At 63.7% G+C, this 23,137-nt stretch carries 21 protein-coding genes and 1 pseudogene; 14 read left to right on the top strand and 8 right to left on the bottom strand.

The window, feature by feature from the left end; all coding sequences use genetic code 11:
* Positions 1 to 283: 283 nt before the first annotated feature.
* From ACIBG0_RS34945 to ACIBG0_RS34960, 4 genes are all read left to right on the top strand, one after another.
* Positions 284 to 1,807 carry a PucR family transcriptional regulator gene (locus ACIBG0_RS34945; protein ID WP_397038591.1) on the top strand — a complete coding sequence of 508 codons (1,524 nt, stop codon included), beginning with the start codon at positions 284 to 286 and terminating at the stop codon, positions 1,805 to 1,807.
* A 356-nt stretch (positions 1,808 to 2,163) separates the two neighbouring features.
* Positions 2,164 to 2,694, top strand: coding sequence for a GreA/GreB family elongation factor (locus tag ACIBG0_RS34950; RefSeq protein WP_397038592.1), 531 nt, complete (start codon positions 2,164 to 2,166; stop codon positions 2,692 to 2,694).
* A gap of 15 nt (positions 2,695 to 2,709) precedes the next feature.
* Positions 2,710 to 3,297 (top strand): CBS domain-containing protein, encoded by a 588-nt coding sequence (locus tag ACIBG0_RS34955; protein WP_397038594.1) that lies wholly within the window; start codon positions 2,710 to 2,712, stop codon positions 3,295 to 3,297.
* A gap of 887 nt (positions 3,298 to 4,184) precedes the next feature.
* Positions 4,185 to 5,012, top strand: coding sequence for a hypothetical protein (locus tag ACIBG0_RS34960; protein WP_397038596.1), 828 nt, complete (start codon positions 4,185 to 4,187; stop codon positions 5,010 to 5,012).
* A gap of 634 nt (positions 5,013 to 5,646) precedes the next feature.
* On the opposite strand, the gene ACIBG0_RS34965 is transcribed toward ACIBG0_RS34960, so the two are convergent.
* The gene (locus ACIBG0_RS34965) at positions 5,647 to 6,108 is read right to left on the bottom strand and encodes a hypothetical protein (protein ID WP_397038598.1); all 462 of its coding nucleotides are present in this window, start codon (positions 6,106 to 6,108) and stop codon (positions 5,647 to 5,649) included.
* A 78-nt stretch (positions 6,109 to 6,186) separates the two neighbouring features.
* Here ACIBG0_RS34965 and ACIBG0_RS34970 point away from each other — a divergent pair, with 78 nt between their 5' ends.
* Together ACIBG0_RS34970 and ACIBG0_RS34975 are read left to right on the top strand one after the other, a co-directional pair.
* A complete protein-coding gene (locus tag ACIBG0_RS34970) occupies positions 6,187 to 6,957 on the top strand; it encodes a hypothetical protein (protein WP_397038600.1) in 771 nt (256 codons plus the stop codon).
* A gap of 439 nt (positions 6,958 to 7,396) precedes the next feature.
* Complete coding sequence (locus ACIBG0_RS34975) at positions 7,397 to 9,253, top strand: hypothetical protein (protein WP_397038602.1); 1,857 nt, start codon at positions 7,397 to 7,399, stop codon at positions 9,251 to 9,253.
* A 92-nt stretch (positions 9,254 to 9,345) separates the two neighbouring features.
* On the opposite strand, the gene ACIBG0_RS34980 is transcribed toward ACIBG0_RS34975, so the two are convergent.
* The 4 genes from ACIBG0_RS34980 to ACIBG0_RS34995 all read right to left on the bottom strand — a co-directional run bounded on the left by ACIBG0_RS34980 (position 9,346) and on the right by ACIBG0_RS34995 (position 12,814).
* Positions 9,346 to 9,690: a hypothetical protein gene (locus tag ACIBG0_RS34980; protein WP_397038603.1), complete on the bottom strand. Its 345-nt coding sequence runs from the start codon at positions 9,688 to 9,690 to the stop codon at positions 9,346 to 9,348.
* Positions 9,691 to 9,878: 188 nt separating this feature from the next.
* A complete protein-coding gene (locus ACIBG0_RS34985) occupies positions 9,879 to 10,532 on the bottom strand; it encodes a hypothetical protein (RefSeq protein ID WP_397038605.1) in 654 nt (217 codons plus the stop codon).
* A 497-nt stretch (positions 10,533 to 11,029) separates the two neighbouring features.
* Complete coding sequence (locus tag ACIBG0_RS34990) at positions 11,030 to 12,025, bottom strand: alpha/beta hydrolase (RefSeq protein ID WP_397038606.1); 996 nt, start codon at positions 12,023 to 12,025, stop codon at positions 11,030 to 11,032.
* Between the two features lie 183 nt (positions 12,026 to 12,208).
* Positions 12,209 to 12,814, bottom strand: coding sequence for a hypothetical protein (locus ACIBG0_RS34995; protein WP_397038608.1), 606 nt, complete (start codon positions 12,812 to 12,814; stop codon positions 12,209 to 12,211).
* 383 nt (positions 12,815 to 13,197) lie between these two features.
* Between ACIBG0_RS34995 and ACIBG0_RS35000 the strand changes: the two genes are divergently transcribed.
* Positions 13,198 to 14,496, top strand: coding sequence for a hypothetical protein (locus ACIBG0_RS35000; RefSeq protein ID WP_397038610.1), 1,299 nt, complete (start codon positions 13,198 to 13,200; stop codon positions 14,494 to 14,496).
* A 10-nt stretch (positions 14,497 to 14,506) separates the two neighbouring features.
* Here ACIBG0_RS35000 and ACIBG0_RS35005 read toward each other — a convergent pair whose 3' ends face one another.
* Together ACIBG0_RS35005 and ACIBG0_RS35010 are read right to left on the bottom strand one after the other, a co-directional pair.
* The gene (locus ACIBG0_RS35005) at positions 14,507 to 15,544 is read right to left on the bottom strand and encodes an NAD-dependent epimerase/dehydratase family protein (RefSeq protein WP_397038612.1); all 1,038 of its coding nucleotides are present in this window, start codon (positions 15,542 to 15,544) and stop codon (positions 14,507 to 14,509) included.
* Between the two features lie 21 nt (positions 15,545 to 15,565).
* Positions 15,566 to 16,696 carry a M20 family metallopeptidase gene (locus ACIBG0_RS35010; protein ID WP_397038613.1) on the bottom strand — a complete coding sequence of 377 codons (1,131 nt, stop codon included), beginning with the start codon at positions 16,694 to 16,696 and terminating at the stop codon, positions 15,566 to 15,568.
* Positions 16,697 to 17,512: 816 nt separating this feature from the next.
* On the opposite strand from ACIBG0_RS35010, the gene ACIBG0_RS35015 reads away from it, so the two are divergent.
* On the top strand, positions 17,513 to 17,848 hold the full coding sequence (locus ACIBG0_RS35015) for a hypothetical protein (protein ID WP_397038615.1): 336 nt from the start codon (positions 17,513 to 17,515) through the stop codon (positions 17,846 to 17,848).
* Between the two features lie 24 nt (positions 17,849 to 17,872).
* On the top strand, positions 17,873 to 18,106 hold the full coding sequence (locus tag ACIBG0_RS35020; RefSeq protein WP_397038617.1) for a cold-shock protein: 234 nt from the start codon (positions 17,873 to 17,875) through the stop codon (positions 18,104 to 18,106).
* 128 nt (positions 18,107 to 18,234) lie between these two features.
* Here the strand turns inward: ACIBG0_RS35020 and ACIBG0_RS35025 are convergent.
* Positions 18,235 to 18,381 (bottom strand): annotated as a pseudogene (locus ACIBG0_RS35025) (hypothetical protein); the annotation flags it as partial.
* Positions 18,382 to 18,638: 257 nt separating this feature from the next.
* Here ACIBG0_RS35025 and ACIBG0_RS35030 point away from each other — a divergent pair.
* From ACIBG0_RS35030 to ACIBG0_RS35050, 5 genes are read left to right on the top strand one after another with little or no spacing between them, the layout of a single operon-like run.
* A complete protein-coding gene (locus ACIBG0_RS35030) occupies positions 18,639 to 19,883 on the top strand; it encodes an ATP-grasp domain-containing protein (protein ID WP_397038619.1) in 1,245 nt (414 codons plus the stop codon).
* On the top strand, positions 19,880 to 20,521 hold the full coding sequence (locus ACIBG0_RS35035) for an HAD-IA family hydrolase (RefSeq protein ID WP_397038620.1): 642 nt from the start codon (positions 19,880 to 19,882) through the stop codon (positions 20,519 to 20,521). The genes ACIBG0_RS35030 and ACIBG0_RS35035 overlap by 4 nt, the downstream gene beginning before the upstream one ends.
* Positions 20,505 to 21,065 carry an AAA family ATPase gene (locus ACIBG0_RS35040; RefSeq protein WP_397038622.1) on the top strand — a complete coding sequence of 187 codons (561 nt, stop codon included), beginning with the start codon at positions 20,505 to 20,507 and terminating at the stop codon, positions 21,063 to 21,065. Before ACIBG0_RS35035 ends, ACIBG0_RS35040 begins: the two co-directional genes overlap by 17 nt.
* Entirely contained in the window at positions 21,062 to 21,904 is an 843-nt protein-coding gene (locus ACIBG0_RS35045; RefSeq protein ID WP_397038624.1) for a TauD/TfdA family dioxygenase, read from the top strand. Before ACIBG0_RS35040 ends, ACIBG0_RS35045 begins: the two co-directional genes overlap by 4 nt.
* Entirely contained in the window at positions 21,904 to 23,133 is a 1,230-nt protein-coding gene (locus ACIBG0_RS35050) for a thymidine phosphorylase (RefSeq protein WP_397038625.1), read from the top strand. Before ACIBG0_RS35045 ends, ACIBG0_RS35050 begins: the two co-directional genes overlap by 1 nt.
* Positions 23,134 to 23,137 lie beyond the last annotated feature (4 nt).

Genomic DNA, 23,137 nt, shown 5'->3' on the forward strand with positions numbered 1-23,137 from the left:
TAGACCCGAGTTATGCAGACCTGCTCGAGGGTGCGTGGCCGGAACGGATCCGGCGGGGAGTGCGGCAATCGCCCCTGGTGAGGATGTGCAGAACTAGGCTCGCAAGCGAGCACGGGGCGCGGCACCGGGAAATCTCCTCTCGTCGATGCGACGCGGGTCGCCGACGCTGGTACGCGCTGGTGTTCATCCCGATGGAGCGTTCGACGAATCCGAACGTCGTTGTCCGCGAACTTCTGTCGGCCGCTGATCGCACTGCACCTTCAGCTCGACACAGGAGCAGCTCATGGTGACATTGGACCGGTTGGCGAACGTCCTGGGTGGCTATGGGATCCGCCTGCGGTTGTGTTCGGTTCCCCGATCCACCCCATTGCGCAGTGTGGTGATCCACGGGGCCGATCAGGACACCGCAGAAGTGGGTGATGTGCTGCTGGGGATCGGGGCACGCTCGGTGTCGGAGGTGGTGGACTGGGCGGAGTCGGCGCGGGCTGTTGTCGCGCTCATCCGTGCGGGTGCGCAGACTGCGGACGAGCCGGAGATCGAGGGCGTGGCGGTGATGGTGGTCGATCCCGCGGTGGCCTGGAGTGAGGTGGCCGCGGCGGTCTACGGGTTGGTTCTGGAAGGACGCGAGACCGAGGCCGGTCGCGGCCCGACCGATTTGTTCGCCTTGGCCGACAGTCTGGCCGACGCGGTCGGGGGTGCGGTGACGATCGAGGACCGCCGGTCTCGGGTGCTGGCGTATTCGAAGCCGCAGCAGCACCTCGACCCCGCACGGGTCGAGACGATCCTGAGCCGGGAAATGCCGCAGTGGTTGCGGGACTTGTTCGACGCGCGCGGTGTCTTCGCACATTTGGCGGTCTCGGATGAACCGTTGTTCGTTCCCGCGCAGGCAGAACATGGTTTGACGGGGCGGATGGTCGTGGCCGTGCGCGTGGGCCGGCAATTGCTTGGCTCGGTATGGGTGTCGTGCCCGGCACCGATGCACGGGGCTCGACGGATCGCATTGGCCGACGGCGCGCACACGGTGGCCCTGCATCTGTTGCGTTCGCGGGCGAGCGCGGACCTGGAACGTCAGGTGGAATCCGAACTGGTGATCAGTTTGCTGGAGGGCGCCGCAGACTCGGCGACGGTGGCCAGCAGGCTGGGGTTGGCGCCGGAGACTTTGCGGGCGATCGCGCTGCGCACGCGGTTGGCCGATGAGCGGCACGCCGCGCTGCTGCAGGTTTTCGAGCGAGCGACAACCGGATTCGGCTGGTCCCGTTCGAGCCGCAGCGCCTTGGTCGGCGACACCATCTACACCGTGCTGCCCGCCGATCAGGCGGCGACCGCACGACGCTGGATAACCGAACTACAGGCGGCATTGCCCGCGCAGATGACGGTTCTGGCCGGGATCAGCGGTGTGGCCCGGGCAACCGAATTGGCATTGGCGCGCCGAGAGGCCGAGGAATGCCTGGCGCTGCACGAGGCCCGCTCAGCGGATGCGGTGCCCCCCGCCTATGACGAGTCGTGGGACGAGATCCTGCTGCAGCGGTTGCGCACCGCCGGGCTTTCTGGACGCATCCCCGCCCGGGGGCCGGTGTCGGCGTTGCGACGCCACGACCGCGCGAACTCTACTCATTATGTGGCGACGCTGCGTGCCTGGTTGCAGGCCCAGGGCGACCCAGCCTGGGCGGGCGCGCAACTGGGCGTCCACGAGAACACCGTCCGTAACCGGCTGCGCAAGATGGCCGAGGTGGCCGACCTCGGGTTGGACGACCCCCGTAAACGACTCGCCATGATGATCGAACTCGCCGTCACCGACAACGACTGACCGTCCTGTGCCACCGCTACAAATCTCGGCGCCTCGATTGTGGGATCAGCGCAACCGATTGCCGAGACAGCCAGCCACTATGGAGTTGACAAGAACGCCGCAGGCGGCAGGAGCGACATGGTGAGCATCGATCGGCCCGAGAACCGACCATAGCCCGCATTGCCGTGAGACTCGGCCACGGACCTCAGGTGCCGCGCGACAATCCGATTCGGCACGAGCACCGCGATGCCGTGGATCCCTGCGACTCAGACCCGGCCCGACTTCAGGGCCTGCGCGTTGTCAGGGGCGGCACCGCCGCCTCGGCCCGCCCCTGACAACAGTCTCCAACCCCGTCTCATAAGGAGGGACACAAACACATGACCAGCACCGCAGCTGTCTGGATGACATCTCGAGCCCGTGATCGGCTCGAGACCGAATTGCAGGAACTGCTCGCGCAACGCCACATCGAAGTGCCCACTGAGGACGGTGACGACTACGCACGCAACCAGGCTCTGCAGTCCGCGCGCCAGGAGCGTATCCGCAGGCTCCACCACCTGCTCAGCAACGCCCTCATCGGTCAGAACCCACCCGACGACGGTATCGCCGAGCCCGGCATGGTCTTGACCGTCGGCTACGACGACACCGAACAGGTCGAGACGTTTCTGCTCGCAGTACGCGAAGCCGAAGACAACGAAATGGAGGTCTACTCCACGCAATCGCCACTGGGCAGCGCCATCACCGGCGCGCGACCGGGCGAACGCCGTATCTACCACACACCCAGCGGCGCGATCATGGCGGTGACGCTGCAACAGGCGGTCCCCTACGGGCTGGCAGACCGAGCCCCCGGAAAACACGAGAACAGTCCAGCGAAGGATCTGCCCTCTCCTGCCCAACCGATAACTAGCTGAATAGAGTTGAACGGAATGAAGAACATGCGGGTACGCGAGGTCATGCAACGACCGATCATCGCCGTGCGGCACAACAACACGGCACGCGAGGCGGCGCTGATGCTCGCCGAACTGGGCTACGCGGCATTGCCCGTTCTCGACCAGGACGATCGCCTCATCGGAGTAATCACCAGCGGTGACCTCTTGCGAGCCGGCGAACTCAATGACCCGGTCAGTGCGGTGATGACCACACCCGCGGTGTCGGTGCCCGACAACGCGGCACTGGCAGAGGTCATGGGCAGGCTGGTAACGCACGGGCTACGCAGTCTGCCAGTCGTCGATGCCGACGGCCGCGTGATCGGCATGTTCAGCCGCGGCGACGCGTTGCGCATCATGCTCACCCCCGATGACGCACTCGCCGCCGATGCCCAAAACCTCCTCGATCAATACACCGGAGCACGGCGCTGGCACGTCACCGTCGATGAAGGCGACGCCATCATCTCCGGCCGGTTCGCCGACGAATCCGAACGGCGAATCACCATCGCCCTCACCCGCACAGTGCCCGGTATCCGCACCGTGACCATCGCGACCACACCGGCCGCCGCGGTCGCAGCCGTGCACTGATCCGCAACCGCAACAGTCCGAATCCAACCTTGACGCAAATGACGCACCGCCACATCGATGGATTCAGGACTGCGGCGCCGAACCTGGACAGACTGTGGCCACCGCACGAGATGCGCCGGATTATCGGCACACCCGGTCACCTCCGCGAAGCCGCTGTTCGTCGAACAATGCTTGGTCTGACAACAGTGACGCGGTATGCGGATTCTCCCGATTTTCCCCCAAAATCGATCTCAGCGTATGACGTGCTCCTCATAGCTTCGGCGAGCACCACTGGCCTCCGATTCTATTCGCGCGCGAATGATAAAGGTAGACAACAATTTTAGTCGCTCGACTATCAAGTGGCCGGGCGCAGCAGCCACGCGCGCAGCGCCTCGGTGACCTCGTCGGGGCGTTCTTCCATGATGAAGTGGTTGCATGAGCTGAGGTGGGCTGACTCACGCCCCATACCAGTCCGCCCCGTCGTCTGTCATAGCCAGCAAAAACGCCCACTAACGTGGGGCGGGCCGTCAAACCGCATGGGCCGAGAATCGATCGCATCGACCTGTTGATCGTCGCCGATTCGGTCGGGTTCGATCGCGTTGAGGGGCGCCCGGAGGGGCGAACTTCCCCAGAATTTCCCCCAAAATCTCCCGGACGGATCGGGCCGCCCGTCGTTTGCTAGGTGGCCAATCAACCAGAGAAAGCGACTACCGACCCTGCTCCGACGTGGGATTTCTTGTCCACCACTGAAACTGACAGTGTTGACGTACCGCTTCGACAGGTGCTCGAATCCCGACGACAACCCACCCGAGGGAGCTAGACCCTCTCGACGGTGGCCACAAAAACGCCCCTCAGCGGATCTAGACCGTCCGCCGAGGGGCTGATGCCAGGAAGAAGGGCTTCCCGACATGACCATTATCACCATGCCCACGCGCCAACGGCGCGCCCAGGCCGCGGCTCTGTTCGATGTCGACTTCGATTTCAACGAGCAGCAGAACCGGGCACGGAAACGCTTGGCTGAGCAGACTGATGCAGCGTTCATCGACGCCAAATCCGACGATGAACTGCTCGCCGAGCGCGCCGTCGAGGAAGACATCCGCACGCTGACCCGTACCGCTCGCCTGAACTCCGCCAAAGACGCTCATCACCACCAGGAACGACGGCGGCGTCTCGAAATTGCCGATGCTGAGGCGCATGCGGACGCCATCGCCACGCATCGGCGTGTCGCCAGCCCCGCTGCCCGGGTAGGACGACTATTCCGTAGTTCACAGTGGGTGTCATGGGCTATGAATGGCGTCGTAGTGACGGGCGTGCTGTGGGGATCGGTCAACGTGCAGGACAACCTGATGGCAGGGGCCGCCATCACGGACCCCCGATATTGGCTTGCATTCCTCGTCGAGCCGCTCATCACGCTGCCACTCATCGCGATCATGCACCTTGCAACCACGGCGTCCCGAGAGGGACACGTGATTGCCAAGTCGAAGATTGTCACGATCGAGGCAACGTTGTTGCTGCTGAGTATCACACTGAATGTCATGCCGCATATCGCAGCTGGTGACAGTCAGGCGACGATCGAGTTCGGCATCGCACCGCTGATGATCGCGGCTGTCGTGTGGATGCACTCGTTCGCCGCTGCCGAGTTCGCCATGATGATCGGCAACAGCCCAGCCGTGGCTGATCCCGTTGGGGTCGCCGCTTCCGGATCCGCGTCGCACCCGATGATTGACGCTGCTTGACTGCGCCCGGCCGGCTCCCCCATCGGCAGAACTGATCATCGCTATTCCGGCATACGAGCCTATGGCGCTGGCTGCCCAGCGATAGCCGGCGCCAAACCCTCACCACCGGTGTCGTCTTGCGGCCGAGGAGGTGCCAATCCCTATACAGCCTGGCGAATCAGAGCTTCCGCAAGCGCCATGTGTGAATCTCCGGGACGCGGGGGCTTGACACTTTGGCACGTCCCCCATGGTGGGCCCGCTCTCGTGATGTGCCGGACCAACCTGCGCGGGATGGCGTGGCCGTTGGGGCCGTGACCGGTTTTGCGTCAAGACAACCCGAGCGTGGGTGCATTGCGCGTGTTGCTGTCTCTTCCTGCTGCGGCCGCCACGGGCGGGTTCGTCATCGGCGCGTGTGATAACGGCATTGGATGCGAATCGGGCTGTGTTCGTGGGGCTTTCGCGTCGCAACGGTGGATCGGCTTTGCCAAGCTGAAGCAGTTGGTCAATAATCAGGGGCAGCTCGGCCCGGTTGCGGCTGGGCACTCAGCGCGAATGGGCAGCTTCGAGGCCTTGCGTTGGACGCGGACGGGGTTCTGTGAATCACCTGCGGTCGTTGTGTGTCGCATGCGTTGGTTCGTCGCGCGCCCATGCCATTTCACATGGATGACATGGCGTGCCTCCCGGGTTCGTAATTTGTCCCAATGTGCTGAGGAACGTTTATGGTGCTGGTCCATGCCGATGATGATTCGTCGCCTTCTTCCGCTCGAAGGTTCGTTGCCGTTGCGTGTGGGGGTTCGGCGTGAAGGTAACCATCCGTCGGCGGCGCCCCTTCACCGATGACTTCGATAGAGATCTGTCGGGCAAGGATCCGGTCGCCGAGCTTGGGAGCAGGGTCGAGCGTGCTCGAGCCATGTTGCCTTTGCAGGCCGATCCGGCTCTGGCGCAAGCGCTCTCGTTCGGCGAGATCGACAAAGAGCGTCGTTTGCAAGAGTGGTTGCGAGATCAGAGCAGGCGTCAGCGCAAGCGACTTGCGAAGCGTGCCTTGACCTCTGAGTATCGCGAGCATGTCCAGGCCGCGCGGATCAGGCAACAAGAGCTTGCCGATCGTCGGTGGCATGAGCGGGCAGTGGCCGCCCAACGCCGCGCGACGAGTTCGGACGCTCTGATCGCGATGCTGCACCGCAAGGCGGTGTGGATGTCAAGGTGGATGTATGGCGCAATGGCAGTCGGCTTGGTGTGGTCAGCGATCAATGTAGGCACCAATTACGGGCGGACCTTCGGGCCGGGCGGACCCCGCCTAGCTTTCTGGATCGTCAGCTTCGGCGTCGAAGCGATGGTCTCGATCCCGATCTTGCAGATCATGGACCAGGCGACTACCGCTGCGCGGATCGGTCAACGAGTCGACCGCGCCAAAATCATCGCGTTCGAGGTGTCCCTGCTTGTGGTCACGGTCGGACTCAATGCTGGCCCCCATCTGCAGGCTGGAGACGCGCTCGGGGTGGTGCTGTACAGCGCTGCCCCGGTCATGGTTGTTGTTGGTTTGTGGCTGCATACCTGGTTGGCCACCCGATACGCCAGGATGATCGAGGGACTCTCGGTCCCTGCGGCCGGAGCCGCGGATCGGAAGTCCAGTCGCACTGGTGACCAGCCGTCCAACGTTAGTACTTCAAACGCACGCGATATACCCGCACTCTCTGGGGTGTTCGCGCCGCGGGAGCGATCATTGGACGCGTGTGAGCGCGTCGCGCGCCAGATGATCGCGCAGCGGAGTGCGAAGGTGCCCGAAGATCATCTTGTCGCTGTACTCCGGCTCGCACAGGCAGGCTGGAACGCCAATGCGATCGCGGTCGAGATGAGACGAATCACCGCCGCGTCGATCTACCGATCCACGATCGACCGCCACATCCTCTGCGCGAAATCGATGGGTCTGGAAATCCCCGTCCTGGAGAGCACTGCCACCACATGAACCGCCTGAACCACGGCTAGTCCATCAGAATTTCGCACCAGTGCGGCCAAAGGTCGACCGAACATGAACGCCGCCAACAACGTCCAATCCGAGCCATCAACTGAGAGGAGGTACCAACCCGAAAACCACAAAGCGGCATTCCCCCACCTGTGCTTCGAACACGTTGAGGCACAAGACATAACAAAACAAATGGCCCCCAGCTGGAACTGAGGGCCGTACAACCCGAAGGCTGTTAGTGCTAAGCAGGTCTAAGGGTAGCTCATGCGTGCGCATGCCATCAAGCTCGGTCGGAGACAACCGCAGCGGATGTGGCGTGCTCACCGACCGGCAATCCCCGCTACCCGAATCATCCTTTCCCGCTGATGTTTTCCCGCCGTCGGAAGCGGTCGCGCGGGCTACGTTCGCGCGGTTGGCGCCGCTGCTGGCTGCGAGACGGTCGATGAGACCGTGGGATCCCGCGCGGGGTCGCTACAGCGACCGGTCGCGCGCGCTGACCAAACGCCTGCCCGCACAGCCGGTGGCCCTGCCGCTGTATCAGCATCGGCGAACTCGGCTCCTGGGGCTGGATTTCGACGCTCGACACCACGGCCGCGAGGCGGTCGAAGGAGATGTGCGGCAATGCCTGGTCTGGATCGGCGAATGCGGCGGACGTGCGATCAGCGACCGCTCCACCAGCGGCGGCCGCCACGTCATTGTCCCGCTGCCGATCGGCACCGTCCTGACCAAGGCCGAGGTAGAGCCGATCGTGCATCTGTTGGCCGAGCGCCTGGTAACGCTCGACATCACCCCGATGTGCAATGACCTCACCGGATCACTCACCCCACCCGGATCACGATGCAAACAGGGCGGTTTCCGGCAGCTCGACGGCACTCTCGATGCCGCCACCGACGCCCTCGTTGTGCGCTCCGAGCTGGGCTTCGTCGGCCGTCTGGTCGAACTTCTCGGCGGAGCACGGATCAGACCGACGGTCGGTAGTGCACGAGCTTTCACTACTGCGCGCGCGGCATGCACATCGCGCGCGGTGCAGACGAGCGCGCCGAGCGTGTCTCAATCGCGCGCGAGCCAGACCGCGCCACTGTGGGAAGGCACCGGCGATAATGCGCGACTTCGCACCGAATACCGGCGACGCACCGCGATGCCAGCCACGGTGACCGCGTTCGCCGTGCACGGCGTCGCGCCCCCGGATCAGCGGTGGCGCGCGCGAAATGGCCGTCTCGACCGCTCTGCCGCGCGCCAATCCGTGCTCGCCGCAGCAGTACTGCAAGGGATGTCGCTCACCGATGTGCAGGCACAGTTTCCGGCTGCGGGCGGGTCGTGGAATGGCTTGGCGGGGGCCTACCTCCGCTACGGGCGCGGCGCCGCTGCGGCACTACGCCGTGATTGGGGCAGTGCCTGCCGCTGGGCATCGACGAACGTCCCCAAATTCCTGTCACTTGCGCACAAGAGGTCAGAGCACACAGGGGGGTGGTGGGGGGAGGATCGCGTTCGCGCGAAAACTCAAACCCGATGGCTCGCAACTGCGATCGCATGGGTCGATGCTCAGTGGCCTGGTTCCCCTCGGCGAGCAAACGTCCTAGCCGTCCTGCAAGCCCTCGCATATGCGTCCGTTGTCGGTGGCGAGATCGTCGCTGGCGTACCGGTGGTCGAACTCGGCGGTCGATCGCTGTCGCTCATGGCTGGGTCCATGCCTGAAACCACGGTATGGCAGGTTCTCCGGGATATCCGTGACGTGCCGGGCGCTCCCCTGCTGCGCGTCCGTCGCGGTGCGGGTCTGCTCGCCGACCGGTATGCCCTGGTCACGGCGCGGGTTGACGGCCACCGCCCACAACCGAGCCTCACCCAAACCAAACTTGCGCGGGTCGAACCTGTGCACCCGGCATGGAGCATCCTGGGGAACCACCATAGACGCCTCTATGAGGTGATCGTGCATCAAGGCATCATCAAGCCCTCCGATGCGCTCGCCGCCGCCCACATGAGCCGCAGCACCGGCTACAACACCATCGCCACCCTCGCCACCGCTGGACTCATCACCCACACCCGCGGCACACTCCGCTCCGGCCCGACGAGCCTGGACGACATCGCAAGCGCCCACGCACTCCACCACGCGCGCATCGAGCGCATCGCATGTCATCACCAGCAGCGCAAGATCTGGGCCTCCTGGCTCACCGCCCGATTCAGCACCCCCTCACTCACCGAACCAGCCGAAAATCCCGCATTGACCGAGCCATGGGAGGCCCAAGACACCGAGAACTACATAGCTTCCGTCCTTGCTACAGGCCCACCGACGTTCCCTTGAACGATCATCAAAAACTGTCCCAGCCTGTCGCCAGGCCGAGTAAGCACATACGACCACCCATACGAGGCACCGCAGATCAGATGTGCGGGTCGTCACGAGCCATCCCGTGATGGAAAATCCGGCGAGGCGTCGTTCCGCTCGACACGCTGGAGGTCGGCGCGGAACGCGGCCAGGAATAGCCCCAGGTGATCGATAACAATGTCCGTGGCTGTCTCCTTGTCACGGGCCCCGTCGGTGAGCACACTGATTGCGGTGTTCAATCCGGTCTTGTAACTAGATTGATCGTTGCGGCTGGCGGAATCGACCGCACGAGAGAGCACCAGGACGTACTCGCCGCCGTACTGGCTGGTCAGCTCTGCGATCAACTCGGCGACTCGAGGCAGCGGCATCCCTGCATCGCTGACAAATATGAACTCCCGCCGCGGACGGTAGGTCATCGGATGCCTTTCTGTTTCAGGGCAGGGGCGTCTACGCCGAGCGGGCGCTGACAGGTCAACTCGCTATGGAATGCTCATGTGATGGTGCTTGTGCTGGGGCCGCTTATCTGTGGCGGATAACTTTTGCTGGTCATGAGAGGGCAGTGCAACACTGGGAGTACAGGGCAGGAAAGGCGTGAATCCTGCGCCTACCGCTGCTCGCGTTGCGACTCAGTAACCAGGGGATCCAGGTCGAGCCTTTGCCAGGAGCACCAACCCTTCGACCTGGCCGTGAGCAGCGCCGACGCCAAGGCTGCAGTGATCGGACCTCGCCAGCTATCGCGACTCGGTTCCAGATACCAGCTCGACAGCTTGGTTGCCGTGCAGGTAGTGCGCAGATCCGGCGCCGAGATATCCAGATCGACCGCCGTGTCCACCATCTGCGCGGAGACGTCGTCCTTCGTGCGCTGCTCACGACGATGCGCCCACATCAGTGCATATTTGTCCAAGCTCACCAACTCAACTTGGCCTTGGACCGTCGAACACAGCGGCTTGAGGGTAGCTGCCAGATCGTGACCAGTGATCACCTCGGCATAGCGGTTGCACTCGGCAATCCGACCGTCGAGCTCGACAGTGAGGCTCGTCTGCGAACTTGCGTCGTTGAGGACTTCGTAGCCGAATGTGAACCCTCGTTGATCCACCCCGAGATCTCGAGGTTCCTGCACAGAAAAAGTCGCATACACCAGCCCGACACCCGACGGAGTGACTGCCAGAGCGACCACGGTCGGCATCGCAGCGCCGGTAGACCGGCCCGGATCACCGAATGGCTTCCGCGGGTTCGCGAGATTCGTTGCGCTACTCAAGATTCCGTCTCCATCTGCCATCCATGGTTTGGTTTGTCGAGCTGCACCGCGCGGCGGCGTACCCACTCGATCTGTCGTGACGTCGACCAGCACGCCGTCAAACACCGCGACCTCCCGCCCGCGTCAGCCTTGTCGTGGTCGAACCGTCTGGTATCCAGCCGAGGTGGTCGGTCGTGACCGTGTTCGCGGGCCGGTCTGCAGCTGAGCCGCTGGCGCGAAATTGGGCGGCTCGGCATCAACCTGGGGAGGCGTGTCAGGAATGTCGACGGGTGGTGGGAACTCCGAGCGCCATCGCTGTAGCGCCACCAACTGGTGTGTCGCACTGGGTAGGGTGCCAGGAGTTCGGAGCTGGACGGACGATAGTCCTCGGCCGCTGGGGGTCGCGTGCCGGGCACCATTGCTCCGGCTTCCGAGGTCGGTGCAGGGTGTGCTGTTCTGATCGTTGTCTGCCGCAATGCAAACCTCTCCAACTGTCGACCACATACCAAGGAGACAGGTCAGGCAGCGTCGGCCCAGCGCAGGACCGCGTCCTGGTAGTCGCGTGCATTCGGGGCCAAGTTGATTGCGTGCCCGGCGCCGGGTAGCACGAGAGCCGTCATCATCCCTGGTTTGAAAAAGGGCGCTTCCGCGGCGAACAAGGTGCTCGAATCGGCGCACACCTGAGGAGCGCACAGCCGATCCAGCGCACCGTTGACAACGAGGACCGGGACCGCAATCCGGGTCGTCATCGAGGTCATGGTGGTCGGCATGCCGTCGAGCATCTCCGGCAGCGCGAATGCATCGGCCATGGTGTCGCCGACTGCGCGGACGATCGGATCCGTGTCGGCCGGGAGGAAGGAATCGGCGAGGGTTCCTGGCGCGGTGGTCAGCCATCCCAGGTCATAGCCGAGCCCGGCGAGCAGCGGATCGCTGGCGGCGGGCCGGAAGGTCATCGCGGCCGACATCGTGCCGATTGGATCGACGTTGTGGGAATAGCCGGTCAGCAGCACCCCGTCGACATCGCCGTCGATTGCTGCCAGCACCGCAATTCCGGCGCCGAGGGAAACTCCACCCAGGATCACCTTCGTGAACCGCGTGGTCGGCGCCAGACCTGTCCGCAGTGCGGTGATGATCTGCTGCATATCGGCGGCCTGTCCGGTCGAGGTGACCGCTGCGCTTGGAGGGCGACTGCTGGTGCCGGTGCCGAGCCTGTCCACCGCCAGGGTCGCCAATCCGCCGGCGTTCATCGCCCGACGGAACGAATAGGTTTCTGGCTGATAGGTTGCGTCCCAATATTTTTGATTGATCCCCGCACCCGAAATCAACACCATCACCGTATCCGCGCCGGCGTGCGGCACACATAAGGTGGCCCCCATCGTCCCGTTCGGAACCGTGAACGACATCGCCGTACAGTCCGCCGGGTCGGTCGCGGCCTCAGCGGCGCCGGGCGTCAGCCCCAGCAATGTCACCGCGGCAGCGGCCACCAACGCCACTCGATGACGAGCCCTGGCCATCAGTCACGCCATCCTCGCGCCAGGCTCCACCACAGCAGCCCGACCTCGACGATGGCGCGGCACCACCAAGGCCGTTGGCCTAGGCGGTCGACCAAGGGCACCACCCGTGTCGGTCGAGATGTCTTGGGGTGTAGCGGCTTCGGCTTCCGCTGCGAGACAGCTATCACGGTGTTGGGCTCCATATCACTGTGGGGCGAGGTCGAGGGGCGTGAATCCCTGAGTGCTGTTTCGTATTTCACGCGGGCTGTGTGTACTGGGATCATCTGGAGTGGATGCCACGCCATCCCAGCGAGAGCTGGACGTGGCCGCACGGAGGTCTTCGACCAGGTCGGCATAGCCTTCGCGGACCTGGCCGAGGTGAAACCACGCCTCGTGCGGCAACTGCTGCGGCTCGTCCTGGTCTGTGTGCAAGACCGCCCACCACGCATGGGCGTACGTCCTGGCGACGTGACTGACAACTTCACCAAAGGAATGAGTTCCCTTGCGCGCAAGGGGATCACGCTCAAAGCGGAACATCGCCCACGAGCCGACCATGGCTACCACGCGCGCGATCTCGGCGCGGGCCGCGGCTTCGTCGGCATCGGTCGGACGGCGCGGCGAAACTAGCTGCCCTGGGACCAACATCGCCTGTAGATCTCCCAGTTCACGAGCCCACCCAACCATCGGGGACGTTGGGTCGAGATGTCCGGCGATGGCAGCGACAAACTGATCCGCCGACAGCGGTGCCGCTGGATCGACTCCAACGGATACATGCGAATTCGACACGACTGACCGCAGTGCCACGGCCACTTGTGGCGCGGAACCCATCAGGTTGTCAGCTCCGTTGCGATTGCGTCGGCACGTTGGCACCGATCAGGCCCAGCTGGCCGCAATACCATCGTGCGCGACGGCACTACATGTTCAACGCCCATTCCATGCTTCCCTCCTCGTCCCGTCGGCTTGCAGTCCCGGCGGCGGCGACCACGTCCCCTGAATCGGTTCGTTTACTTCGCTCTGCGACGCTGTGAACCGCGTTGTGCTCCAGCGCCGGATGCTGTTTCACTTTCGCGTGGCGGTGTGGTCCATGAAGGGTCCGCAACTGGTTTTTTTCGGCCCACATATGGGCCATTTCGTGCGTGCCCCTCCCCGCACAGGGTGAAATGGACATATGTTGGCGGTGGGTGGAGATGAGCATGAGCATCGTGGATAGGCAACCGCGTACCCGCTTGGAACAGCTCGCGATGCAACGTCGGCTCGGTGTGGCCGACTTTCTCCGTGAATTCGCCCGCAAAGCAGAGGCCATCGGCGAGGATGTCGCGGTCTCTCGTTCTGCGGCGAAGCGCTGGTTCCAGGGCGGTGACAGTAATCCACGCACAGCGGCACGGCGAGTCCTCGAATCATGGTTCGGTGAACCGATCGCCGAATTGCTCGGTCCGCCCCTGTCCCAGTCTCGACAAGTCACTGAACAGGAGCTCGCGGTGAACGCAGCACACGAATCGGTGAGCCACGCAATCGAATCCGCTTCAGCGCTGGATCCCTCAGCGTTGGAACACCTGCATGCAGCAGCAGGCGTGGCAGCGCGGGCGTACTACATCACTCCGCCGCTGGAGATGCTGACCGACTTGGTCGCGTTGAGAGACACCATCTATGTGCAGCTCGATCGGACGCACAAACCGCTCCAGCAGGCCGAGCTATATCTGCTCGCGGGCCAGGTGTGTGGGCTTTTGTCCTCGGTGTCTTGGGATCTCGGGTTGCTCGGTGCGGCCGAGGAGCAGGCACGTGCCGCGCACACCTACGGCAATGTCATCGACCACCCCTCCTTGCAGGCGTGGGCTCGAGCGCTGCAAGTCACCGTGGCGTTCTGGTCCGGCTTCCCACGACGAGCTGCCAAGATCGCCGCTGGTGCACTCGAAACAGCGCCGATCGGGACAGCAAGCGCACGATTGCATAGTGTCAACGCCCGAGCCCTCGCACTGCTCGGAGCCCGCGACGAGGTGCGCGACCAATTGGACGCTGCCACAACCGAACTCGACCGTGCTGGCGACGACCCGTTTCTCGACGAGATCGCCGGCGAGCTGGCTTTCGATCGAGCTCGCCGCGGTCTGTGCGCGGGTGCGGCCTACGTTGCGCTCGGCGATGGCGACCAGGCCGAGCACGAAGCCGTCGCCGCGGTCGAACTCTTCGCCGGTATCCCGGCTGACCAACGGTGGGGAGCTGGCGAGCTGAGCGCGCATGTCGACCTCGGCGCGGCCCGCACGCTTCGCGGAGATCTGGCAGGCGCGGCGGCCGCGCTACAGCCAGTGTTCGCACTCGCGCCCACCCGCCGAACCGAAGCCATCGCGCAACGGCTCCAACTTCTTGCCCGGGTACTGGGCACCTCGCGATACCGCGGTGCCACTGAAGCACTCCAGCTCGGTGGGGCCATCGAGGATTTCACCTCGATCTCCCTGTCCCGCACTACGGCGATGCGGGCACTGCCACCGCCCTCGTAGCGTGCTGCTTCTACTCGCTACCGCAATGATCGAGCTGCACGGCATCCCACAGCCCGAGCAGCGTTTGCTCGCGCTGTGGCGAGATCCCGAGTTCTCCAGCACGTTCGTGCTCGATAGCCGCTCCACCACTGGTGAGCCAAGTCCAGGTATCCGCGACAGTGTCTGCTACAGGGCGGCTGATGAACCCAGCCTCGACCGCACGATGGGAATCAACCGCCCAAGCGCCCTTATATGTTCTCCACAACGGGAGCTCGGTCCACTGCCGAATTCCTTGCGCCACAAGCCATTGCTCGTCGGTGATCCACTCAAGTGTCGCCTTGCCGCCGGTGACACCCAGGCAAGCGCGCAGCAGGTCATCCATCGTCTCGTGACCTGACGCTGTGAGGTTGAAGACCCCGGTCAGGGACGGCGTGAGCGCGAAGGCTGCCACATCCCGCACATCGACCGGCTGAATCGCGCGCTCGGGCCGACCGGGGGCCAGCACACGCCCGCCCCGGTCCATGCGCCGTAGCCACCACTCGAGTCGGCCGACGTATTCTCTGGGGCCCAGGATGACGCCGGGCCGCAAGACAGCTGTTCGAGCCCGGCCGAATGTCTCGATCACAGCTCGCTCGCAACCGGCTTTGCCGAACCCATAGGTCGAGGGGCCCGGGTCACCGTCGTATCCGTAGTCCGGCCCGGCATCTGAGGGGCAGTCGAGTACTACTGAATCCTCGCTCAGCGGCTCGATGGGCCAACCCTCATACACCGACACAGTCGAAACCAGCACATAACGATTGGTCACTGGCTCCAAGGTGCGTGCCATCTGCAAGGTCTCGCGTGGAACGAAGCTGGAGGTGTCGACGACAAGATCCCAGGGACCGGCCTCGGCCAAACGCAACAAGTCGTCAGGCTTGGTGCGGTCGCCGCGGACAACTGTCGCTCCCTCGACGTCGCTGCCACTGTGTCCACGCCGGAACGTTGTGACCTCCCATCCGCGCCTGACCGCCTGGCTGGCGACCTCATGCCCAAGGAACCAAGACCCGCCCAAGATGAGAACTCGCGTCATCCTGCCATTGTGGGGCAACGGTCATGCTGCAGTCGACCGTTGCCCTAGCCGGTCGAGCAGCGCGGCGAGCAGCGCGGCACGCTCGGGCATCACATTTACGTTCACATGTTCATTACGGGCATGCGGGTGCCCACCGACCGCACCGAGCCCGTCCAAGGTGGGAACACCGATAGCCGCCGTCAGGTTGCCATCCGAACCGCCACCAGACCGCACCGCCTGCAACGGTGCCAACCCGAGTTCGCGCGCCGCAGAGGACGCTTCGGCGTAAAGCCAACGCGCGATCGGCTCCTCGAACGGGGGCCTGTCGATACCACCGGACACGGTCACCACGGCGTTCGGCAGGCGTGGTGTGAGGGCATTCATCGCGTGGTCGATACGTTCCAGGTCAGCCGTTGTCCAGGATCGCGCATCTACTTCGCACTGTGCGTGTTCGGGCACCGTATTCACCGTCGTGCCTGCGGCGAGGACGGTCGGTGTCACCGAGGTTTCCCTGGTGGCAAGACCCGCAATTTTGAGGATCTGGTGGGCCAGTTCGACGGCCGCGTTCACGCCGAGTTCGGGCTCAAGCCCGGCATGGGCCGCCTTGCCGGTGACCTCGACCCGGTAATTGGCGATCCCCTTCCGCCCAACCTTCACCGCGCCACCATCAGCGCTTGGCTCACAGACGAGCACCGCACCAGCCTTGCGTGCCTGATCTTCGATCAACTGCCGCGACGTGATCGAACCGACCTCCTCATCACTGGTCAGCAGAAGACTGACATGCGATGAGTCGGAAAGGAGTTCTATCGCCGAGATCGCCTGAACGATCCCCGCCTTCATATCAAAGGTGCCAGGGCCAGAGGCAATCCCGTCAGTGACCGAGAACGGCCATGCTTCGGTTGTCCCGACTGGCCAGACCGTGTCGAAATGGCCCAACAACAGCACCTTCGGCTCCTTGGCCTCAGCCACAAGGTGCACGTTCTCGCCCACGCGCTTCAGCTGAACGGGCCGATCGAGCGCGGTCGACAGCCATGGATGCAGCAGTGTGGCGCACGATTCCAGCTGGTTTGGCGCGTTGGACGGTGATTCGCAATTCACAAGCACCCGAAGCCGGTCAAGCATGGTCGCAAACTCGCCCCGGGCCGCTTCCAATAAAGCGCTGTCGATCCTCATCTGCTGATCTTCCTACGTCGCGGCGTTGTCCCCACATCGGGTGCCAAAAGGGAAGACCTCCAGCGGGCCGCCGGGTGATATAACTCGGCCCACCCTGCTTTGCTAGTCCGATTCGGGTGTGGTGCTGATGAATTCCTCCCGCGCCCTCAAGCGCAGGTCGTCTCACGGGAGCTGCGCCGTTGACATCCGCTCGAACTTGAGATCTCCTCCTGGAAGGACAGTTCGCGCTCCAGTTTGGCGTCAAACACGAGATTGACTTCGTAGCGAGTGTTCTCGTTGTCGGTCGCACCGCAGTACCAGGCCATCCATACCATACTGAATCGCGAAATTACGGTCAGGTCGGCGAGATTCGCCGATCCGATATGACGGGATCCGATCGTGCTCCGGCATCGGGTGCTGTTTCAGCTTCGCGTGACGTCATGATGCCTCGCGGTCCACAACTGGTTCATTTTGGCCTACATCTGGCCCATTTCGCGCGAAAGTGAAGCATAGAGCCCCGCCGCTGGTTTGATGCATTACAGCCGGAATGTTCGCGCGGACGCTGATGCGTTCCAGATCGATAACGAATGCGGGAAATGGGAACCCTCCGAAACAACACGGCAGTACTGAAGGATCCGAGGTCGAGGAATGGCGGGTCTCGAGCTGATCATGATCGCGGCCGCCGCGGCGGCAGTCATCGTATTGGCCTACCGGAGTTATTGGTGCAGAATCTAGATCTGTCAGCTCGAACACGCAATCCGGCAAACATTCATAATGCCGACTTTCGACGGCCGTCGAGAAGCATTCCCTTCGGATTCGACAACAACAGTGAGAGCAATGTTTGAAATCTTGAAACCGAAGTGGGACAGAATCACTGAAGCCGACGCTACCGACGGCTGGTGCCTCCAAGGCCCTGAAATTGAGCGCTGGCTTCGAAAGACCTTCCCGGGCGGAAACGCCGTGATCCGGGTAATCAACGCCAACGGTCTGCTCCGATTGGCATACGGCAACGAAACCGGACTTCTGACCGCAGCCGGAACAACAATCCAGGACCTTGATATGGCGCGCGTCAAAGCGATCGCCGACACGTGGATCAGCGACCGGCTGCACGGGCAACCGCAGCGCGGCCGCCCCGCGACTGCCCGTCAGTGTCATAAATCCATGAACCGGTAGAAGAAGAAAGAAGAGCAGAAAAAAATGGAAACGCTAGACAGGGAGGGAACCGTAAAGTGGTTCAACGTGGAGAAAGGATTCGGATTCATCGCCCGTGACGACGGTGCCGATATCTATGTTCATTTCTCAGACATCCCGGCCAGCCGAAAAAATGAGGACGGGTTCCGGTATCTACGTCCTTCTGAGCGGGTTCGGTTCGACATTGCTGCGCATGACAAGGATCGCGTTAAAGCAGCCAATATCCGACTGATCGGCTGAGCACAATGGATGAACCACTTGGAGATACCAGTTGCATGTGCACTGTCAGGGAATTGCTCGCACTCACAAGTCCATCGGCTAGGCAGGCGATGACGGTAGGCAAGCAGCGGCACCTTCCATCCGTAGATGGTGGTTTGGTCAACGCCGAGCAGTTCGGCGAAGTCGGTCTGTGTGAGTCTGACAGCCTCACGCAGCAGTTTGAGCAAGAACCCGGATACGGCCCCGTCCAGACGCACACCCTGACTGTAGGGCGGGGTATCACGGGGCGGGCCCATGGGCGGTCCTGTGTCGGTGATCGGCAGCAAGAAATCTACTCGTACTCCCGGTCAGTTCAGCATCCTGCCTGGTCAGCATACCGTCGAGACGTCGGTCGAACAGCAACCGCGAACTGGCTCGGCTCCCACCGCGTACGACAGCCAATTGCGTTGGCGCAGAGGGCTTCTCACTCGCGATATCAACCAGGGAGTGTGCCAATGAGTGATCGAATCCTGCCGCCGCGTGCGCGATACACCGACGCGGATGGTGGTCGGCGATGACACGGCGGGTACTGGTGCTGGGGCAGAGCCCCGGCCTGATCGATGCGCTGGCGCGTATCAGCAACGATGTACCGCAGGTGTTTCTTCTGGTGGAACCTTCGGTGCTGGAGGCACATCCCGGTGAGTTCGAACATCGGATTGTCACCGAGATCCGCACCGCGCGTTACGTTTTCAGTGATGAAGCGGTCGACGTGGGGGTAGCCTGGCATGCTGAGGTCGGATTCGATGCGGTATTGCCGGGCAAAGAGCATGCGGTCCGCGCCGCGGCGGCCATCGCCGACAAGCTCGACATGGGCTACCCGGGCGCGAAAGCAGTTGCGGCGTGCACGGACAAGCTGAGATTCCGGGAACTGGCCAGTGGCGCAGGGTTCCCGACACCGGCGTTCCGTGCGGTCGACACCCCGGCCGACGTAGGGGAATTCGTCGACGCCTGTGAAGGTCGAGCTGTCGTGCTGAAGCCTCGCAACCGCAATGGCTCACTCGGGGTGCGATATATCGGCGACCCCGACGAGATCTCGGTGGCGTGGGAACAGTCTGTGGCCACCGATGAAGGCACCCATAAGCCGCTGGATCGAAAACTCGAGTGGATGTATTTGGTCGAGGAGTATCTGCCCGGTCCGGAGTTCAGTGTGGAACTGCTGGTGCAGGCCGGGGAGATCGTGTTCGTCAACGTCACCGCTAAGACAGTGGGTGAGTTGCCATGGTTCCCCGAGACCGCACATCAGGTTCCCGCGGTGGTCCCGAGTCCTCTGCGCGCGCTGCTCACCGCTAGTGCGCGGCGGTTGGTGCGGGCGCTTGAGGTGCGCGATGGGCTGCTGCATTCGGAGTGGCGGCTCACCGGAGAACGCGCATACCCCATCGAGTGTGCGCTGCGGTTCCCTGGTGACCGGATTCCGTGGCTGATCGAGCTGGCCTACGGGATCAACCTCGCCGACGCGTGGCTGCACTGCCTCGACCACACCCAGCACGTGATCGCGGCGACCGCACACCGATTCGCGGCGATCCGGTTCCTACAGGCTGCGGCTGGCTTGGTTACCGGTGTGCATGGACTCGAGGAGTTCGAGGCGGCGCATCGCGTGTCGGAGGTCTCGGCCCCGGAGTTGGGCGACATTCTGCCCGAGGCTCGGGATTCGCATTCGCGGCCGGGGTTCGTGGTGTTCGACGCTGACACGCTGGACGGGTTGAAAGCGGCGATCGCCGATTTCGATGCGACGGTGCGGGTGGAGACGAGGCGTCCGTGACCGATTTCGAGAGCATCGAAGCTGTCTTGTTGGACTGGGACGGCGTTTTGCATCACTGGAACGGTGAAGGCGAACGTGCGGGGGAACAGGCTGAGGGCCTGCCTGCCGGGGCGGTGGCGGAGGCGGCTTATGGCACCGTCGCCTATGAGTACGCCAAGCTCGGCATCTACACCGACGCTGAATGGCGCGACTGTGTGGCACAGGCCCTCGAGCAGCGGTTCGACGGTCGCGGCCGCGAGGCGGTGCGGGTATGGACTGCCGACCGCGGCCGCGTTGTCGACGGGGCAGCTGAGCTGCTGGCGCGGCTGCGGGAGCGGTTTGCGGTCGCGCTACTCAGTGACAACACCGACATCTTGATTGCCGATCTGGAGATGTTTCGGGTCGAGTCCGCGTTCGATCACATTTTCGTGTCCGCGCATATCGGGATGACCAAGCCCGCGCCAGCGCTGTATCGGCACGCGGCGACCGTCATGGGCGTGCCTGCCGCCCGGGTTCTCGTCATCGACGATTTGCCGGTGAACCTGCCCGGCGCCCACAGCGTCGGCATGCGGGTCAAGCATTGGCCCGCGTGGGCGTCGTTGTCGTCCTTTGTCCATGAACATCTGATCCAGGAGGAAAAACGTGCTGGTTTGGCTTAACGGCTGCTTCGGAGCCGGAAAGACGACTATCGCAAAGGAATTGGTTGCGGCGGACCCGCAGCGATGGCGTTTGTTCGATCCGGAGTTCGTCGGGTTCATGCTGCGCGCACAGTACCCGGACTCCGAATTCACTGATTTCCAGGACTTTCCGTCGTGGCGACGGTTGGTTCCGTTCGTCGCTGACGAGATCGTATCCGAGACCGGACAGGACCTGGTGATCGTGCAGACCCTGCTAAACCAGAAGTACTGGTCCGAGATCGCCACCCGCATCGGTGAACTCGGTCATTCGCTGCATCACGTGCTCATCGATGCAAGCCCCGAAACACTGCGGCGCCGGATCAGTGAGGACGAGGTGCTACATCGTGCGGCCGGATGGCGCTTGCAGCATGTCCCCGCCTACATCGACGCCCGCAATGACTGGCTCGCGGATGCGGCCGAGCTCGTTGTCGATACCACCACGATCAGTCCACTGCGCGCGGCGGCTGAAATCGCCGACGCTATCCGGCGCTGGAGCGAACAAGACACCCTCGGAGATCCATCATGACCACTCGCGCTGCCACCAGCACCGACAACCTCACAGCCGCAGCCGGACCGCCGCTCGACGCGGATCCGGATGCGGCGGTCGCTCGGATCCGAGAGGACTGCCAGCGCAACGGGTTCGCGGTGTTCACGATCGCGGATCCCACCATATCTGGGCGGTCTATCCTCGCCGAGACGGCGCGGCTGCTCGATATCGGCACCGCCTATGTGCCCGCGATCTATGCCGCCGATCCGGACCGATTCGGCTACGACGCCAATGGGTTCAACACCATCTCACCGACACCCGAGACGCCCAGCCACCCATCGTTCGGCACGTGCTCAAGCCAGGGATTCCACACCGACGGCACCCTCGATGCGATCGGAGTTATCGCAACGTCGCTGTTGTGGTTCGAACGTGCCGCGCCCCTGGGTGGGCACACCACGATCTTCCGCGCGGTAGAGGCGTTCGAGCACTTGCAGCGCATCGCCCCCGCAGAGGCAGAGGCGTTGATGTCCGAGGACGCGCTGACGCGGGTGGCGACGGCGTTCACGCCGCCGGCGAGAAGGTCGGGCCCGGCGTTCGCGGAGCTGGGTGAGCGCGGGTTGCGCACGCGGTGGACTGACGACGGCACCGAGATCTGGCAACTGGCCGATTCCCGTGGCGCGGCGCGTGCGGCCGCGGTGGAACGACTGCGCCGGATGTCGCGGTACGGAAGTCGGTATCGGCTGAACATCGCAATTCCATCGCGCACGGGGTTGGTGCTGTGCAACGGGCGGGTCGCTCACGGCCGCACCGCGTTCAGCGCCGGGATCGGCGAGCGTGTACTGATCCGCGGCCTGTACACCCGAGAGGTGGCGGCGTAATGGATTCGGCGGCAATACTTCTCGAACAGCGCCGCAGCGGCCGTATCGAGTTCACCCGAGAGCAATTCGAAGCATTGCTCGCACCCGAGACACCGGATGCGGTGGTGGCCTCGATGCTGACGACGTTGGCGATGAGCAGCCACAGCGACGCCGAGGCCTCGGAGCTGACACAGGCGTATGTGGCGTCCGGGCAGCAGGTGGTGTGGGATGACGCTTCGGACGTGGTCGACAAGCACAGCACCGGCTGTGTTGGCGATGACGTAAGTATCGTGCTCGCACCGCTTCTGGCCGCCACTGGAATTCGGGTTGCGAAGATCTCCGGCTCGGCGCTGCGGCACTGTGGCGGCACGTTGGACAAACTGCGCTGCATCCCTGGGCTGTGCCTGGATCTGACGGTGCGCGAGTTTGTCGGCTGTGTCGAGAAGGTGGGGTTCTGCATTGCGGGCCAGTCGCCGGAGCTGGTGCCCGCCGACGGCCGTACCTACGCGCTCCGGAAACGCACCGGCACCGTCGACGTACTGACGTTGATCGCGGCCAGCGTCATGAGCAAAAAGCTCGCCACCGGCGCCGCGACGATCGCGCTCGAGGTGAAGTACGGGTCCGGCGCGGTGCTTGCCACCGAAGCCGAGGCGCTCGAGCTGGCCCAGCTGATGCGCGGGATCGGTGAACGGGCGGGCCGGCGGATGCTGATGTCGATCTGCGATGCCTCGCAGCCACTCGCCCCCGCAGCAGGTCCGCTGCTGGAACTGCGCGAAGCCGTCGCCGTATTGCGAGGCGGCGGGTCGCCGGTGTTGCGCGAGCACGTGTGTGCGCTGGCCGAGCAGATCGTGCGCGCGGTTCCGACGCCGGATTCGGGTATGCCATCCCACCATCGCATCGATGTCGTACTGCGTTCCGGTCGCGCATACGAGGTGTTCGAGGAATACGTCGAACAGCTTCGTGGAGATGTGAACTGGTTAAACAACAACCTGGACACGACGACCGCTCCCGCCATCGTCACCTTCCACGCACGGCGGGCGGCGATGTACACCGGAATCGATGCCCGGCCGGTCGGCGAAGCCGCCCAGAGGCTGGCAGCGATCGACCCGAGCTGCGGGGTGCGGATCCTGGCCGAGCCTGGCCGATCACTCGCGGCGGCGGAACCCGTCTTCGAAATCCACGCCCCCGATCCCGTCGCCGGTTACGCCTACCTCGAGGCGCTCGGCGGCCATTGCCACTTCCAGGACTGAGGCT

The organism is Nocardia sp. NPDC050630, from assembly GCF_044457245.1.
Lineage (GTDB): Bacteria > Actinomycetota > Actinomycetes > Mycobacteriales > Mycobacteriaceae > Nocardia.

Excerpts from the sequence above, each read along its gene's own strand:
- ACIBG0_RS35050 (WP_397038625.1), top strand. The coding sequence starts at position 21,904 with ATGGATTCGGCGGCAATACTTCTCGAACAGCGCCGCAGCGGCCGTATC.
- ACIBG0_RS34975 (WP_397038602.1), top strand. The coding sequence starts at position 7,397 with ATGAGACCGTGGGATCCCGCGCGGGGTCGCTACAGCGACCGGTCGCGC.
- ACIBG0_RS34950 (WP_397038592.1), top strand. The coding sequence starts at position 2,164 with ATGACCAGCACCGCAGCTGTCTGGATGACATCTCGAGCCCGTGATCGG.
- ACIBG0_RS34960 (WP_397038596.1), top strand. The coding sequence starts at position 4,185 with ATGACCATTATCACCATGCCCACGCGCCAACGGCGCGCCCAGGCCGCG.
- ACIBG0_RS35015 (WP_397038615.1), top strand. The coding sequence starts at position 17,513 with ATGTTTGAAATCTTGAAACCGAAGTGGGACAGAATCACTGAAGCCGAC.
- ACIBG0_RS34980 (WP_397038603.1), bottom strand. The coding sequence starts at position 9,690 with ATGACCTACCGTCCGCGGCGGGAGTTCATATTTGTCAGCGATGCAGGG.
- ACIBG0_RS35045 (WP_397038624.1), top strand. The coding sequence starts at position 21,062 with ATGACCACTCGCGCTGCCACCAGCACCGACAACCTCACAGCCGCAGCC.
- ACIBG0_RS34955 (WP_397038594.1), top strand. The coding sequence starts at position 2,710 with ATGAAGAACATGCGGGTACGCGAGGTCATGCAACGACCGATCATCGCC.
- ACIBG0_RS34965 (WP_397038598.1), bottom strand. The coding sequence starts at position 6,108 with ATGCCACCGACGATCGGCAAGCTCTTGTTGCCTGATCCGCGCGGCCTG.
- ACIBG0_RS34970 (WP_397038600.1), top strand. The coding sequence starts at position 6,187 with ATGTCAAGGTGGATGTATGGCGCAATGGCAGTCGGCTTGGTGTGGTCA.
- ACIBG0_RS34945 (WP_397038591.1), top strand. The coding sequence starts at position 284 with ATGGTGACATTGGACCGGTTGGCGAACGTCCTGGGTGGCTATGGGATC.
- ACIBG0_RS34990 (WP_397038606.1), bottom strand. The coding sequence starts at position 12,025 with ATGGCCAGGGCTCGTCATCGAGTGGCGTTGGTGGCCGCTGCCGCGGTG.
- ACIBG0_RS35020 (WP_397038617.1), top strand. The coding sequence starts at position 17,873 with ATGGAAACGCTAGACAGGGAGGGAACCGTAAAGTGGTTCAACGTGGAG.
- ACIBG0_RS35030 (WP_397038619.1), top strand. The coding sequence starts at position 18,639 with ATGACACGGCGGGTACTGGTGCTGGGGCAGAGCCCCGGCCTGATCGAT.
- ACIBG0_RS35010 (WP_397038613.1), bottom strand. The coding sequence starts at position 16,696 with ATGAGGATCGACAGCGCTTTATTGGAAGCGGCCCGGGGCGAGTTTGCG.
- ACIBG0_RS35005 (WP_397038612.1), bottom strand. The coding sequence starts at position 15,544 with ATGACGCGAGTTCTCATCTTGGGCGGGTCTTGGTTCCTTGGGCATGAG.
- ACIBG0_RS35000 (WP_397038610.1), top strand. The coding sequence starts at position 13,198 with ATGAGCATCGTGGATAGGCAACCGCGTACCCGCTTGGAACAGCTCGCG.